Raw genomic sequence first — 15,090 nt, forward strand, 5'->3', positions numbered from 1 at the left:
TGGGTCAGCCCCCAGGCAACCGCAGCACTTCCTGAGATTCGATCAGCAGAGTGGAATAACCGAGTTCCCTGGCCTTATCCGTCAATGAACCGGGATCCTGACCAGCCAGTTCGGGATGGCAAGCCGCCCACCACACCAGATGATCTTCCCTTGCTGTGGCGCGCACCGGGCCACCGGGGTTGAGTTTGCGGATGTAGAGCGCTTCCTTATCCCGGGTGACCCGGACCGGTTCCTCGACACTGCAATCCACCGACTCACTGGGAATCAACAGGTTGTCGGGATACTCCTGCCACAACTTGAATTTGCGCAGCTCTGGATTGGCCGGGTCGCGCTTGATCGCAAAAATCCCCAGGGTGTACTCACCGCCCACATCCCGCTTTTCAAGGACGACCAGATCCGGGGGACGCATGGATTTCATCTGTTCGAGGATTTCGTCGCGGCTGATCCCCTCGGCCATCACGGGTTGAACAGCAGATGCCGCCATCAGGCCCAAACTGGAGATCAAGCACAAGGCACGCATCGCATCGATCACAACGTCACACCATGCTGCCAACAACAAGCGCCGATTTGATCCCAGGCGACCTGATCCAGCTGGACCATCAGGCCACAACTCCCTGCCATCCACTGGTGGTGCAGGCGATGAAGCCTTGGTGGGAGCAGGAATGGGGAAATGCCTCGAGTCGGCAACACCGCCTGGGACTCACCGCAGCGGCAGCCGTGGCTTCAGCGCGCCACAGGCTGGCCTCCCATCTGGGAGTGGAGGATGACGAGCTGATCTTCACCAGCGGGGCAACGGAAGCCAACAACCTCGCTCTGCTGGGCCATGCCCGCGCCCGCGCCAAGGCTGAAGGGCGTTGCGGCCACGTGATCACCTTGGCCACGGAACACCATGCGGTGCTGGATCCCATGCACCAACTGCAGCGGGAAGGCTTTGCGCTGACCGTGCTGCGTCCCCAGGACAACGGCCTGATCGATGCAGACATGCTGAACGACGTGCTTCGCGACGACACGCAAATGGTGAGCGTGATGGCGGCCAACAACGAGATCGGCGTGGTCCAGCCATTGCGCGCGCTTGCGGACCTCTGCAGGAGCAGGGGCATCACTTTGCACACCGATGCGGCCCAGGCCTTTGGGCACCTCCGCCTGAATCGGGACGAGCTGGGCTGCGATCTCATCAGCCTCAGCGCCCACAAGCTGAATGGCCCCAAGGGAATCGGCGCGCTGGTGAAACGCCGCGGCGTCTCCATCCAGCCTTTGTTCTGGGGAGGAGGCCAGGAACAGGAGCTCCGGCCAGGAACGTTGCCCGTGCCTCTGATTGTGGGCTTCGCTGCGGCGGCAGACCTGGCACACGCCGACCTGGAAACCTGGCAGCAGCAGCTCACCCTGCTGCGGGACCGACTTTGGCAGGGCCTGAAGTCACGCCATCCCCAATTGGAGATGAATGGAGCCCATCAGCCGCGGCTGGCTCACAACCTCAACATCACGATTGCCGATGTCTCAGGCGTACGTTTGCATCGCTGCCTGAAGCGCTCTCTGGCCTGCAGCAGCGGCTCCGCATGCAGCAGGGGAGAACCCTCCCATGTTCTGCAGGCAATCGGCCGAAGCCGCCGCGAAGCGGAAGCCTCCTTACGCCTGAGCCTGGGGCGAACGACAACAGCGGCCGAGATCGATCGCGCTGTGGACGTGATCTCTGCATGCATCAACCAGCTTCACGGAAGCTGAGACAAATGACTAAGCGTTTGCCGCTCATCACAAAACCTGGAAAAGTCCGTCAAAACGGTTACCTTTCGGGCAATTAATTAGCCTGTCCATGACAGCAGTACCTGAAAACGGTCGCCTCCACGTTCTGAAGGCTGTTGAAGATGGCTGGACAGCTTTCACCAAAGCTCCCTGGCAATTCATTCTCTTCACTCTGCTGGTTGGCATTCTCTCGGCAATCTTTCAATTGCTTGCCAATGTCTTCAATTTATGGTTCGAGAGTTCAGTCCAAACCTTACTGACCATTGTTGGGGTGATTGGATCGGTGATCATCAACCTCTGGGGAGTGATCGGGATGGTCCGGGGTTCATGGACCGCTCTTGAAGGAAGAAAACCTGAGTTCTCACACTTCTCCCGTTGGGATAGTTCCGCTGCAGGTCGGCTGTTTGTGCGTTCGATCGCCCTCAACATTGTGTTTCTGCTGATCCTGGCGATCTGCGTGGGTGTGGCCTTCGGACTTGGCAAGGTCAACGAAGCCTTGATTTGGATCCCTGGAATCATCACTTTGATTCTATTCATCTATCTCTCGGTGAACCAACTGTTCTTGCCCTATGTGGCCTTAATGGAGAGGCAAGCCCCCTTCGAAACCATCCAACGGGGAAGGGATGTTGTGGACCCCTCCTGGTGGTGGGTGGTGCTGTTGTTGATCGTTGATGCTGTGATCATCGTGATTGGCACCCTGCTCTGCGGAGTCGGCCTTCTGGCCGCCGCTCCAATCGTGGCCTGCATTACAACGGCGGCTTACCGCCAGCTCTTCGGAACGACCGATCACACCAGCTTGCTGGGAGGCGAGAGTTCAACCTCGCTCTGATCTGGCGTCTTCAGCTGATCGTCGCCGGGCAATGCGCAGCTTGGCGCTGCGGCTGCGCGTGTTCTGCTCCTGTTCCTCTTCAGAGGCCACCAGCGGGCGACGGGTGATCCTCTCCAGCCGCTCATCCTGGAGAAATGCCGTTTTCACGCGCCTGTCCTCAAGGGAGTGAAAGCTAATGATCGCCAGCAGACCTCCCGGCTGCAGCCAATCAGGAGCTGAGCTCAAGAGTTTCTCCAACACCCCCAGTTCGTCATTGATGGCGATGCGCAGGGCCTGAAACGTGCGGGTCGCAGGATGAATGCGCCCACGCCGGGCCTTGGGTGGATAACAACCGGCGATCGCGTAAGCGAGGGCGGCGGTGCCTGCATAGGCCCCCTGTGCCGCCAGATCGGCCTTGATCCGGCGAGCGATCCTGCGGGACAGACGTTCCTCGCCATTGGCGTAGATGAGATCGGCCAGGTCGGACTCCTCCAACCGTTCGATCAACTCCGCCGCCGTCTCACCCCCACCCTCCGGATTCATGCGCATGTCGAGGGGGCCATCGCGGCGAAAGCTGAACCCGCGCTCCGCCACATCGAGCTGTGGACTACTGACGCCAAGATCCGCCAGGACCATGGATACCGGCTCAGGAGGGCTGTAATCAGCAAAGTTGGCGGCCACGATGGTGACCCGTTCCTGCCAGGGGCGGAGACGTTCTGCGGCAGCTACTCTCGCAGTGGCGTCCTGGTCGAGCCCGATCAAACGCAACCCGGGATAACGCTCCAGCAACAGACTGCTGTGCCCCCCTCCGCCCAGCGTGGCATCCACAGCCCGGCCAGACTGCCAGTGGTCACTGGGTTCCTGGTCCAAGACATTCAACAGAACATCGGCCAGGACCGGCACATGCTGAAAGGTTGAATCGGGATCGGGGAGCTGATCGGGCATGGGTCCTTCCTAAGATCCCTACACGAACGTTTTGTACCGGCCCCATGACGCAGCTGGAAACGCGCACGGAGCCGATGGTGGTCAACTTCGGCCCCCATCACCCCTCCATGCACGGGGTGTTGCGGCTGGTGGTAACCCTTGACGGCGAAGACGTGGTGGATTGTGAGCCGGTGATCGGCTATCTCCACCGCGGCATGGAGAAGATCGCAGAGAACCGCACGAACGTGATGTTCGTGCCCTACGTGAGCCGCATGGACTACGCGGCGGGAATGTTCTACGAGGCCGTCGTGGTCAACGCCCCGGAGAAACTGGCCGACATTCCAGTGCCCAAGCGTGCCAGCTACATCCGGGTGCTGATGCTGGAACTGAACCGGATCGCCAACCATCTCCTCTGGCTTGGGCCCTTCCTCGCTGATGTTGGCGCCCAGACTCCGTTCTTTTACATCTTCCGGGAAAGGGAGATGATTTACGACCTCTGGGAAGCAGCAACCGGTCAGCGATTGATCAACAACAATTACTTCCGCATCGGAGGCGTGGCCGCTGATCTTCCCTGGGGATGGCTGGAGAAGTGCCGTGATTTCTGCGACTGGTTTGGTCCGAAGATCGATGAATACGAGAAACTGATCACCAACAACCCCATCTTCCGGCGTCGCATTGAAGGCCTGGGTGTGATCGGTAAGGAGGAAGCCATCAACTGGAGCCTCTCTGGACCGATGCTCAGAGCGTCAGGCGTGCCCTGGGACCTGCGCAAGGTGGATCACTACGAGTGCTACGACGACTTCGACTGGGATGTGGCCTGGGAGAAGGAAGGTGACTGCTTCGCGCGTTATCGGGTGCGCATTGAGGAGATGCGCCAGTCCCTGAAGATTCTTCGTCAGGCTTGCGACATGATCCCCGGTGGACCCACGGAAAACGTGGAAGCCCGTCGCATGGCCGAGGGCAAAGACAGCGAATTCGCAGGCTTCGATTACCAATACGTGGCCAAGAAAGTTGCCCCCACCTTCAAGATCCCGAATGGTGAGCTCTACACCCGCCTGGAATCAGGCAAGGGTGAGATCGGAATCTTCATCCAAGGGAATAACGACGTCACTCCCTGGCGGTTCAAGATTCGGGCAGCCGACAGCAACAACCTGCAGATCCTTCCCCACATCCTCAAGGGACACAAGGTGGCCGACATCATGGCGATCCTTGGATCGATCGACGTGATCATGGGATCCGTTGATCGCTGACTCTTCCAGCTGGCTGCAACTTTCAAAAAAGGTGCGCTTCGGTGACACCGATGCTGCTGGCGTGATGCATTTTCATCAGCTGCTGCGTTGGTGCCACGAGGCCTGGGAGGAGAGCCTTGAGCGTTACGGCGTAGAAGCCCATGCTGTGTTTCCAGGCTGCCGCGGCCAGGAGCGCTGGCCAGCGATTGCCTTACCGGTGGTGCACTGCCGTGCCGACTTTCTCCGGCCGGTGCATGGCGGCGATCAACTCAGCGTGCATCTCACCCCACAACGCCTGGATCCCAGCAGCTTTGAGGTGCACCACTGCTTCCTCTTGGGGCAACAGGATGTCGCCCGTGGATGGATCCGTCACGTCGCTATCAGCACGGAGACGCGACAGCGCTGTGCCTTGCCCGATGCGATTGAACGCTGGCTGGAAGCGGCGCAGATCGGCCAGATCAGCGAGCTCTGAACGGGCTGAACCAGAAAAAACGGCTCGCTAGTGCTGCGACGCCAGCCATTGGCGCCAACGCTGACGCTCCCACTTACCGGCCGCTGTGGGTTCCAGATCCGGGCAGTGCAGCCAACGTCTCGGACGTTCAGCGGCAGGCCAGCCTGAGACCAAGGCCTTCAAAGACTCCAGCGGAGGCTCGGATCCACAGCTGATCGACCAACGAAACAAGGCAACCAACTGCTCGCCCCACTCCAGCTGAGGTTCCCCGAGCATCAAAACAGCCTCGAGCGGCAGGCCTCCATGCCGAGCCATCACCAGCAAGCGCTCCTCGAGCTGGGGTGGATACACGGTGACCCCACCCGAGAGGATTGCGCCATCCCTGCGCCCCAGAACATGCAGGTGTAGCTGAGCAGCCGTTTCTAAAAGCAGGGCCCGATCTCCGCTCCACCACCAGCCCTCTGGATCGGAGAGCGGATGCAGCTCGCCGGCAGGGTCGACCCTGGCCATAGCCAAGCGATCACAGCGAACAGCCAGGGCTCCATCCGCATCCACCTGGAGATCAACGCCCTCGAGGGGCTGACCACAGCCATCGCCCCCAATCAGAAAATCCCTGGGCCGTTGGGCCGTCACCATCGCAGCAGTTTCCGTTGCGCCGTAACACGGAGCCAGCTTCAGGCCGACCTCGCGGGAGGCGGCAGCCAGATCCTCCGGCAAGCTCGACCCACCAACCCAGATCACATCCATCGCTTGCAGCCAACGACAACCGCGGGGATCGCTCAGCAAACGCCGCAGCTGGGTAGGAACCAACGACAGCAGCATCGGCCGCTGCCGCCAGGCAGGGTGTTGCACGCTGCGTTCCAGCAGTTGAGCAGGATGTTTGGTCAGCTCGGGAGCCAACCAGACGTGGGCAGCGTCCCACTGGCGTGCCCGCCACCAGGGCATGAGTCCGCTCACATGGTGAAACGGAAGCGGATTCCAGACCAAGGCCGTGGTGGGATCGATGTTGATGCCCCAAAGCCAGTGAGCGGTTGCCTGGGCCGAGCGCTCCAGATTGCCGACAGGGTGCAGGCAGAGGGATCGCCCTCCGGTGCTGCCTCCACTGGACAACACCAGCCCAGGGCCTTCTGGCCACCCAACAGCCTCTGGCCACCCAACAGCCTCTAGCCACCCAACAGCCGGCAGAGGCACAGATGCCGGGTCCGTCGAAGGATCACGGCCGAGCAGCCGCACCCACTGTCCTTTGCCCAAGGCCCTCTGCAGGCGGATCGCGGTGTCCTCAGGGCTCAGGGGGTCGCACAGAACGGCGACAGCGGAGGTCATGGCCTTGCCTCCGCCGCATGGGCCCAGACCTGCTCAGGTTGGGAGGCGAACAACGGTCCTGAAGGGGTCCATCCAGGCGCGAGACCGGGAGCGACAGGTGTGGGACCCTGCTGTTGCAACTGAGCCAGCAGAGCAAGCCAGCGAGCACCGATGCCGGTTTCAAACGCCGTGCTCAGCATCAGCTTTGGACGTCCTCGCTGCAGATCCTGAAGCAAGGGCCTCGGATCACCCTCCAACACGGGACGCCGAACCTGCCAACCCGTCCAGTACTCACGAAGCTCAGGGTTCAGGCCCAGGGATTCATCCAACGCCACGGGGACCCTCTCCCCTAACCGCGACAACCCCTCAAGATCGTCGGCGGCCAGCGGTTGCTCCAGCCAGTCCAGACGCGGATCGCCCTCGACGGCATCAGCCCAGCGATCAGCGGTAGCCCGATCCCAGCCACCGTTGGCATCCAGGCGCAGCCTGACCTTTGCGGGAAGACGCTTGAGGAGCTGGCTCAGAAGCCTCCATTCCAAAGCTGGCTCGGCAGCAGCCACTTTCCATTTCAGCGTCAGCAACTCAACCATTGGCGACTCGCCCGAAGCCTCCCCGTGCTGCGCGAGCAGGGCCTCAAGCGCTGCGGGCATGGCATGCCCCGCGGGGAGCAGTTGGGCCGATCGCGGCGGCGGGCGCCAACGCTGACCGTTGGCATGGGCATCACCCACCACACCGTCGAGCTCTGCCAGCGCAGCTCCGATCGCGAAGGCCAGGGCAGCGGGAAGTGACGGCAGCAGCGCCTCAAGCTCCTCACTTGAGCGGCACACATGCAGGCACCAAGCACTGATCACACGCTCACAGCAGCGTTGCTCGCCAGGATCGAGAGGGGACACTTCCCCCCATCCCGCCAAACCGGAACCAGGATCAACGATCCGGAGCAACCAGCCTCGGCGCCTCTGCCAGCTCCCGCGGGAGGTCACAAGCGGCCGACTCAGAGCGAAGGAATAAGGACGGAACACCAGCTGCAGGGTCATGCCCTCAGATCAGCTGATGAATAGCGGCCTCGAACCGGGGTCCGATCGCCAAACCGACGCTGAGCCCCACCCCATTGAGCGCCTGGAAGCGCAAGGCCAGGAATTTGCTGCCGGCGACCCTCTCAGCATTCCGGTGATGGTCGCGCAGCAGTCGGATCAGAGCAGAAGCTGCAGGCAAGCCCAGGACTCCCAGCAAAGCGGTCAGCGGCCAGTGTCCATCAAGAACCGGCAGCCATTCCAGAGCGAGGGTGCCCGCAATGAACCAGGGCACGAGCGCCGCAGCCCGGGCCGTTCCCATCCGCACCACGGGCGAGCGCTTGCCGTGCCGAGCATCCGTCTCCACCTGATGGAAATGGGAGCAGAACAGCACCAGGGTGGTGGCGATCGCAGGACCCGATCCGAGCGCCAGGGCTGAGGCCCAGGGCACCGTTGCCGTCGTGGCGACAGGCTGTATTGGGGTGAGCACCATCAGAGCTGCTGCAGTGGCCAGTGGACCAAAGGCCATCCAGCACAGGGGCTCACCCAGTCCGAGGTATCCCAAACGAAAGGGAGGACCCTGATAGAGATAACCCAGAAGGCAGCACAGCAGCACCAGGGCCAGCACCCAGATGCTGCTGCGCAAGGCGATCACCGCCATCAACAGCAATCCCGCCACCAGGGCGCCATCCGCCAGCCGGCGGACCGGCCGGCGGCGTCCCAACAACGCCACCACGGAATGGGGTTTTCCCTCAACATCCACCCCGGTTTCAGCATCGAACAGATCGTTGCTGAGATTTTCCCAGAGCAGCAGCAAAACTGCTGCCACAAGAAATGCGATGGCCTGTCCCCAACGCACCGGAAGACCGGCACCGATCCTCCAGCCCAGGGCCAGCAGCATCGGCATCACCGCCACGGAGTACATCGGCCACTTGATGGCCGCCTTCCAAAGACGCCGCCGTTCAGCATCCGGGGAGTGAAGGGTTGCAACAGCCTGGCGATCTGACATGGACTGGACCCCTGGAGTCCTCATCAAGACTCATACATTTGAGCAGCACCCTTTCAACACTGCCGCCCGGATGTCGGCCAAGTCCTTCCCCAGCTCGATGGCGATGCGCTTCGGCGATCGGCTCCAGCAGGCACTGCAGGCCTGGGAGCAGCGCCAGGGTGAGGACTGTGTGATGAGTCTGGCCGTCCCCATCGGCGGCCTCGACCCCCTGCGGCACCTGCCAGGCCTGCGGTCCTCCGACCCCTTCCGCTTCCTTTGGGACGGGGCTCCAGGTCTGTGCCTGGCCGCATCCGGTCGCTGCCACCATCTGGATCTCGCGGGTCCGAAACGATTCGAACTGGCACAGCGTTTCTGCGATGCCACCCTCGGCAGGGTCGTGGAAGGCTCTTCGGATGCGCCGGCGCAGGCCCGATCCCGGATCCTGCTGGCCTTCTCGTTTTTCGAGCAGCCAAGCGAACAGCAGCCCATGGGAGGCATGCCCTCCGTGCAGGCCGTGCTGCCCCGATGGCAACTGAGTCGTCAGGGTCACCAGTGCTGGCTTCGGATCCACGGGGTCGCCCACGAAACCGATGACGTCCGTCTGCTGATCGAAACACTTTGGTTGATGGCCGAGCAGCTTCAAGCCCAGCCCCAGCAGTCAGAGCCGTGGCCGGAAACGGTGCGCGGCAGTGTCAGCCCCGGCGATTGGGAATCGCGCTATGCGTCGGCCCTTGAACGGGGGTTGGAGCTGGTGGACCAGGGTGAACTCCACAAGCTCGTGCTGGCCGTTCGGCAATCGATTCAGCTCAGCGCGCCCCTCAATCCCCTGCCGCTGCTTGATCGCTTGCGTCACCAGCAGGCCGGTAGCTGCCGCTTTCTCTGGCAGCGGGACGCGCAGGACTCCTTTTTTGGAGCGTCTCCCGAACGGTTGCTCAGCCTGCGCAACGGACAGATCCGCAGCGATGCTTTGGCAGGAACAGCCGGTCGACTTGAAACCGGGGAGTCGCTCCTGAATTCTGAAAAGGACCGCAGGGAACATGAATTGGTGGTGCAGGCGATCACGGATCACCTGAGGAGCCTCGGGCTGACCCCTCGCAGACCAAGGCGCCCCCAACTCGCACGGCACGGACAGTTGATGCATCTCCATACGCCGATCACTGCGGCGGCCGAGAACCAGTTGCCGCTGTTCCTGGCTGGCGCCCTGCACCCCACACCGGCAGTCGCCGGGCTGCCCAGACGCCAGGCCATCGGTTGGCTGCGCAGCCTTGAACCCTTCGAGCGCGGAGGGTATGCCGCTCCAATCGGCTGGATCGACAGTGCCGGCGACTCCGAACTGCGGGTTGCCATCCGCTGCGGCCACGCCCATGGTTCTCAACTCGACCTCACCGCTGGAGCCGGACTCGTGAGGGGTTCGGTGGCAGAGCGGGAGCTTCAGGAAGTCGCACTCAAACTGACCGTGTTGGCCGATCAGTTGGACCTGCAATCAGGATCCGGAGCGCTGGAGGGCACGTTGCCGCCATTGCATGGATGACTGATCGAGCACGTCTCCGAACGGCTGCGCCCGGCCGCCAAGATGCTCACTGAGAAAAGCTTCCACCAGAGCGGTCAGCGCCAGCGCATTGCGAGGATTGGACAGGCCATGGCCTTCATCGGGGAACACCACGAAATCAACGGGCAACTGCCGAGCGACCATCGCCTCAGCGATGGTTTCGCTTTCGCTGAGCTTGACCCTGGGGTCGTTGGCACCATGAACCAGCAGGAGCGGGCGCTGAATCCGATCCACATGACGAATCGGTGAAATAGCGTCGAGATCAACAGTGCCCACGCCAATCATGCGTTCGAAGATGACGCGGACGGATTCCCAATAGGGAGGAATCGACTCCAGAAGGGTGCGCACATTGGATGGCCCCACCTCCGCAATCGCAGCAGCGAAGAGCTCCGGGTCCCGTGTCAATCCTGCCAGTGACGCATAACCGCCATAGGAAGCACCCATGATGGCGATGCGATCAGGGTCCGCAATGCCTTCCTCGACAGCCCAGCGGACGGCATCGACCAGATCGTCCTGCATGCGGGCGTACCACTCGCCCTCACCCGCGAGGAGATGAGCTTTGCCAAAACCGGTGGACCCTCGGTAGTTCACGCTGAGCACGTGGTAACCACGATTGGCCAGCAATTGATGCGTCGGATTCAGTCCCCAGTAATCCCTGGCCTGGGGACCCCCATGCACAAGCAACACCAAAGGACGAGGGCTGTCATCGGCGCCCAGGGCCGTGCGGGTGAGATAGCTGGGCAAACGCCTGCCATCACGAGCCCGCAGATTCAGACTCTCCATGGGACGAAGCTCGTAATCATCCAACCGCGGCTGCACTGAAAACAAGCGCCGGCTCTGTTGTCGGTCCCGATCCCAAAGAAGGTATTGCGGACCCTGGTCATCGGAGCCAACCACCACCAGCCAGCGGCGATCGTTCAGATCCTGATCCACCACGCTGAAGTCATTGGTCCCTGCCAGCCGCTTCAGCTGATCGACATCCTGCTGAATGGAAGGATCCAGCACCACGAGACGACGGCGTAGATCCACCTCATTCAGGGCAACGGGCAGACCGGTTTCCGGATCACTCAAGGCACCCCCAAGGGCACCGGCTGAAGAGCGATACACCAACTCTGGGGTGCAGTCGTCACCACAGGTCTTGAGGTGATCCCGACTCCAACGCACGAGACGGGGAATCTCCTCGTCCGTGCTCAGGATCCCGTAAAGCCACTGGCCATTCCGGGTGAACGCACTCGGTCCCGACCCACTGATCGTGTCCTCGAAACTGAACGTGAGGAAGGGTCTCCAGTCGGCCTCACCCGGCAGCCGCAGTTCCCAGGCACTGCCGCCGTCTGCGAGCACCTGAGAGCGCAACACCGGCTGCCAGACCCCGTCGATCCAATCCACGGACACATTGCGTCCATCATCGGTGGAGCGATACAGCAGGCGGCGCTGGCCGTTGTTCACGTCGATCACATAGAGATCGTGAAAACGGGGGTCGCGATCATTGAGACCCACCACAAGTTCGGAGGGAGCGTCCTGATCACCAGATACCAAAATCGCCTTGACGCCTTTGGCAGGGGTGAGGTCGGTGGTTTCTCCGGTACTGGGATCGATGCGAACCAACACGGTGTTCTCATCGCCATCAGCATCCCGGGATGAGATCAGATAACGGCCATCCGCAGTCCAGCTGGCTGCACGCTGTGGACGCTCCCGTTGCTGGGTGAGAACGCGGGCCGGAGCGTCGCCATCAAGATCTCGAACCCAGAGATTCAACACGCCATCGGAGGGCGCAAGGTAGACAATGCGCTGGCCATCAGGGCTGAGAGAGACCCCTGCGATCTCGGGATTGCCGAACAACACCTCCCGAGGGATGAGAGGCGGGGGGGACCCCGCCAGCACCGGTCGCCCTGGGGAGGAGATGGTCCCAATCACTCCCACCAACAGAACTGTGCCAAGCAGAAATCCCCTTCTCAACACAGACGCTCCACAGTTACGTGGATTGTGCTCGTTCAGGCGAGTTGCTGCAGTCGCTCGATCACCTGATCAGCGAGGGGCTGATGCATCAGACGTTCCACTTCTCGGATCCCTGTTGGGCTGGTGACGTTGATTTCGCTGAGCATCCCGCCGATCACATCAATGCCCACGAAGAACAACCCCTCGGCGCGCAGGGCAGGCGCCAACGCGGCACAGATCTGCCGTTCCCGTTCGCTGAGTTCAGTGACCTCCGGCTGACCTCCCACAGCCAGATTGCTGCGGAACTCCCCAGCTGCGGGACGGCGATTGATGGCCCCCAACGGCTCCCCATCCACCAGAAGAATGCGTTTGTCGCCTTCGGACACCGAGGCGAGAAAACGCTGGGCCATCACGGGAAGTCGTTCCTGCTCGGTGACCAGTTCCAGCAGGGCTCCCAACCCCGGCGCTTGCGATGACACCCGAATCACCCCAAGACCCGCCCTGCCGCCCAGAGGCTTGAGCACGATTTCACCTTGATCCTCAGCAAAGGCCTGCAGTTCTCCAACCCGACCTGAGACCAGGGTTGGAGCCATCCAACGGCTGAACCGCAGGGCGCCCAGCTTTTCATTCCAGCTGCGCAGGGAGGACGGCCTGTTCAGCACACACACACCCGCACGCTCAGCCACATCCAGCAGATGGGTGGCATAAAGGTAGGCCTCATCCACCGGCGGATCCTTCCGCATCCAGATCACCTTGAAGGTGTTGAGCGGCAACCGCTCGCGCTCTCCGGCCCTCACCCAGGGATCGGGCTGGACCGGGGCTGCCATCGCCAGAGGCTCATCACCGAGGGCGATGAGATCCGAAGGCGTACAGGCCCAGACCTCCAGGGAGGCGCGAAAGGCCGCCTGCATCAGTGCCGCTGTGGAATCTTTGGCGGGGTTGATCCGCTCCAGCGGATCGAGCACGAACAGATGGCGCATAACCAGACCGGTGAATCCTTGGCTCAGGAGAGCAGGGCATCGAGTTTCCCGGCCCGTTCAAGCGCATGAAGTTCGTCGCAACCTCCGATGTGCTGATCAGCAATGAAGATCTGGGGCACGCTGCGACGACCATTCCCCCGTGCTGCCATGGCATCGCGGGCCGGCTCATCACCATCCACGGAGTGCTCGGTGTAGGTGACGCCCTTGCGATCCAGAAGCTGCTTGGCGCGCACACAAAATGGACAGGTGCGCCAGGTGTAGATCTCGACGCTCGGCATGGAGCACTCAACATGAACCTGAATCTTATGCAGAGCTGACCGCTTCGGAGCGATGGCTATCCACCCACCATCCGCCCGACAGATCCGCAACGCCCTGCAGGTGGGGTTCGCGGGCTTCCTCGCCACCGGCCTCCTCTTGCTTGCAGGGGCTGAAGCCACAAGGATCGATGCTTTTTATGTGGTGTATGGCGTGGCCCGCAGCCTGCTGCCCACCCCTGAGGCCTCGTTGAAGGCAGCACGGGCAAGGGTTGTGGGCACCCTGTTCGGTGGCCTCGTGGTGATGATGCTGATCAAAGCGGTGAGCAATTGGCTCGCCGTGGGCATCGGCTACGTGCTGGTGAAACTGCTGGGTCGTCGACTGGGGCTGGATCAAGCCACGTTGATGAACGCAGTGCTCATGGCGGTGCTGCTGGTAGCGATTCCTGATTACCAGAACCAGGGCGGGCTGTACGTGCTGTATCGGACCGGATGGCATCTGATTGGGTTGATGCTCGGCATGGCGATTGAACGGCTCTTCTGGTTCACTCCCTTGCTGACGCGACTGCAGCGCAGCGAATCGGAGCTAATCGGCCAGCTGCACGATTTGCTGAATCAAGAGCCGGCGCAGCGGGCTCCGGAGTTGATCAGTGCCTATGCATCCCACTGCAGCCTGCGCAGCATCGTGCTCAAGAGTGATCAGGCCGCGATGCTCGGCACCCCTGAATCCCAGCAGCGGCAGGAATGGCTGGAACGGGCCGTGCGCCATGGCGTGGCCCGGCAGCGGGTACCACTGCAGTTGGCATCAATTGATGCGGACGGATGCCGGGATGCTCTGCGTCAGCTCGGATCCATCGGTGGGGTTGCATGACAGCGACGCCTCAACTGGCCCTGGTGCTACGCAACGGACTGTTGCTGATGCTGTCCCTGGCAGCCGTAGACAGAGTCGGTCTGCCCGAAGGCCTGTTTCTGGCCCTCGCCATCCTGGTGATTCTCGAGGCTGATCTCGGTGGTGGGGTCATCGCCGGCCGAGAGCGGGTGATCGGAACACTGATGGGCTTGCTTGCCGTGGTGATCACCGCGGGGATCACTCTGGTGCTGCCACTGCCAGCCAGGGTGTTCATCGGCCTGCTCCTGGTGCGCCTGTTTGGCTTCGCGGCCGGCTTGAGCAGTGGATTCATCGTGGGCGGCCATATGGTGGCCGGCAGCCTGCTCCACCATCCCGACAACTGGTGGTATTACGCTTTCTGGCGCACGGTGATGACAATCCTCGGCGTTCTGATCGGCGTCTACATCTCACGTCATCTGTACAGCCAACGGTCAGTCAGCCGTTGGCGAGAACAATGCCGGAGCTGGACCGGGGATCTGGCGCACGCCCTTCTCCACCTCAACAACATCCCTGACCGGGAGCGTTTTTTTCTGGACCTTCGTGAGCGCCGCAATGCGTTGCGTCGCAGTCTCCCCCAGCTGATCGCCGAACAATCCGTAACCCGCAGCAGGCAGGACAGCGTGCGCTGGGCCCAGGAAGTGCTGCAACACTGCAGCACCGTGATGAGCAGTTGCAGGGACCTCAGCGCCCTGCTTCATCGCCAAACCGAGCTCACTCCAGCCCTGAACGAATCCGTGCATGGGTTGCAGCGCCTGGGTAGCGAGCGCCTGAAAGCCATGGGACAGGACATCTCCATGCAGAACGCCGCACAGAACAACGAATGGTCTCGCCTTCGCCTTGAGCTGAAACAGGCGGTGGAAGCGTCGTTGCTCCATCCGACTGGAACGAGTCCCCGTTTCGAAGACCCGGAGCTCCAGCAGAGGCGCTTGCTGGCCAGCCGTCTGTTGCTGCTCAGCGATGCCCTCGAGCAGATGCCCTGTTTGCCGTCGGGCAAGGGCGTGGCTCCCTGAGATAAGGTCTGAAAACATTGC

General features: G+C 61.9%; 15 protein-coding genes. 7 read left to right on the forward strand and 8 right to left on the reverse strand.

All coding sequences use genetic code 11. The features are described from left to right. Positions 1–4: 4 nt before the first annotated feature. Complete coding sequence (locus SynMEDNS5_RS11850) at positions 5–520, reverse strand: hypothetical protein (protein ID WP_186585999.1); 516 nt, start codon at positions 518–520, stop codon at positions 5–7. A gap of 23 nt (positions 521–543) precedes the next feature. On the opposite strand from SynMEDNS5_RS11850, the gene SynMEDNS5_RS11855 reads away from it, so the two are divergent. Then, positions 544–1,722, forward strand: a complete 1,179-nt coding sequence (locus SynMEDNS5_RS11855) for a cysteine desulfurase family protein (RefSeq protein ID WP_186583547.1) — start codon at positions 544–546, stop codon at positions 1,720–1,722. Between the two features lie 88 nt (positions 1,723–1,810). Beyond that, positions 1,811–2,569, forward strand: a complete 759-nt coding sequence (locus tag SynMEDNS5_RS11860; RefSeq protein ID WP_186583548.1) for a hypothetical protein — start codon at positions 1,811–1,813, stop codon at positions 2,567–2,569. Here SynMEDNS5_RS11860 and rsmH read toward each other — a convergent pair. Further along, positions 2,555–3,493 carry a 16S rRNA (cytosine(1402)-N(4))-methyltransferase RsmH gene (rsmH, locus tag SynMEDNS5_RS11865; RefSeq protein ID WP_186583549.1) on the reverse strand — a complete coding sequence of 313 codons (939 nt, stop codon included), beginning with the start codon at positions 3,491–3,493 and terminating at the stop codon, positions 2,555–2,557. The genes SynMEDNS5_RS11860 and rsmH overlap by 15 nt on opposite strands. Before the next feature lie 44 nt (positions 3,494–3,537). Between rsmH and SynMEDNS5_RS11870 the strand changes: the two genes are divergently transcribed. Together SynMEDNS5_RS11870 and SynMEDNS5_RS11875 are read left to right on the forward strand one after the other, a co-directional pair. Next, positions 3,538–4,722 (forward strand): NAD(P)H-quinone oxidoreductase subunit H, encoded by a 1,185-nt coding sequence (locus tag SynMEDNS5_RS11870; protein WP_011934201.1) that lies wholly within the window; start codon positions 3,538–3,540, stop codon positions 4,720–4,722. Then, positions 4,712–5,173 carry a thioesterase family protein gene (locus SynMEDNS5_RS11875; protein WP_186583550.1) on the forward strand — a complete coding sequence of 154 codons (462 nt, stop codon included), beginning with the start codon at positions 4,712–4,714 and terminating at the stop codon, positions 5,171–5,173. The genes SynMEDNS5_RS11870 and SynMEDNS5_RS11875 overlap by 11 nt, the downstream gene beginning before the upstream one ends. 27 nt (positions 5,174–5,200) lie before the next feature. Here the strand turns inward: SynMEDNS5_RS11875 and SynMEDNS5_RS11880 are convergent, their stop codons facing one another. Genes SynMEDNS5_RS11880 through menA form a run of 3 tightly spaced genes read right to left on the reverse strand, consistent with a single transcriptional unit; the run spans position 5,201 to position 8,473 of the window. Continuing rightward, positions 5,201–6,475, reverse strand: coding sequence for an AMP-binding protein (locus SynMEDNS5_RS11880; RefSeq protein ID WP_186583551.1), 1,275 nt, complete (start codon positions 6,473–6,475; stop codon positions 5,201–5,203). Beyond that, complete coding sequence (locus SynMEDNS5_RS11885) at positions 6,472–7,488, reverse strand: o-succinylbenzoate synthase (protein ID WP_186583552.1); 1,017 nt, start codon at positions 7,486–7,488, stop codon at positions 6,472–6,474. The genes SynMEDNS5_RS11880 and SynMEDNS5_RS11885 overlap by 4 nt, the downstream gene beginning before the upstream one ends. Positions 7,489–7,492: 4 nt before the next feature. Then, positions 7,493–8,473, reverse strand: coding sequence for a 2-carboxy-1,4-naphthoquinone phytyltransferase (gene menA, locus SynMEDNS5_RS11890; protein ID WP_186583553.1), 981 nt, complete (start codon positions 8,471–8,473; stop codon positions 7,493–7,495). Between the two features lie 70 nt (positions 8,474–8,543). Between menA and SynMEDNS5_RS11895 the strand changes: the two genes are divergently transcribed. Beyond that, complete coding sequence (locus SynMEDNS5_RS11895) at positions 8,544–9,983, forward strand: isochorismate synthase MenF (protein ID WP_186583554.1); 1,440 nt, start codon at positions 8,544–8,546, stop codon at positions 9,981–9,983. On the opposite strand, the gene SynMEDNS5_RS11900 is transcribed toward SynMEDNS5_RS11895, so the two are convergent. The 3 genes from SynMEDNS5_RS11900 to grxC all read right to left on the reverse strand — a co-directional run bounded on the left by SynMEDNS5_RS11900 (position 9,936) and on the right by grxC (position 13,194). Further along, positions 9,936–11,882 carry a S9 family peptidase gene (locus SynMEDNS5_RS11900; protein WP_255440164.1) on the reverse strand — a complete coding sequence of 649 codons (1,947 nt, stop codon included), beginning with the start codon at positions 11,880–11,882 and terminating at the stop codon, positions 9,936–9,938. The genes SynMEDNS5_RS11895 and SynMEDNS5_RS11900 overlap by 48 nt on opposite strands. Before the next feature lie 110 nt (positions 11,883–11,992). Further along, the gene (gene gshB / locus SynMEDNS5_RS11905; RefSeq protein WP_186583556.1) at positions 11,993–12,916 is read right to left on the reverse strand and encodes a glutathione synthase; all 924 of its coding nucleotides are present in this window, start codon (positions 12,914–12,916) and stop codon (positions 11,993–11,995) included. A gap of 23 nt (positions 12,917–12,939) precedes the next feature. Next, entirely contained in the window at positions 12,940–13,194 is a 255-nt protein-coding gene (grxC, locus tag SynMEDNS5_RS11910; protein WP_186583557.1) for a glutaredoxin 3, read from the reverse strand. A gap of 52 nt (positions 13,195–13,246) precedes the next feature. Here grxC and SynMEDNS5_RS11915 point away from each other — a divergent pair, with 52 nt between their 5' ends. Both SynMEDNS5_RS11915 and SynMEDNS5_RS11920 read left to right on the forward strand, forming a co-directional pair. Then, positions 13,247–14,041, forward strand: a complete 795-nt coding sequence (locus tag SynMEDNS5_RS11915; protein ID WP_186583558.1) for an FUSC family protein — start codon at positions 13,247–13,249, stop codon at positions 14,039–14,041. Continuing rightward, on the forward strand, positions 14,038–15,069 hold the full coding sequence (locus SynMEDNS5_RS11920) for an aromatic acid exporter family protein (protein WP_186583559.1): 1,032 nt from the start codon (positions 14,038–14,040) through the stop codon (positions 15,067–15,069). Before SynMEDNS5_RS11915 ends, SynMEDNS5_RS11920 begins: the two co-directional genes overlap by 4 nt. Positions 15,070–15,090: the final 21 nt, after the last annotated feature.

The sequence above is a fragment of the Synechococcus sp. MEDNS5 genome, assembly GCF_014279875.1.
GTDB lineage: Bacteria > Cyanobacteriota > Cyanobacteriia > PCC-6307 > Cyanobiaceae > Synechococcus_C.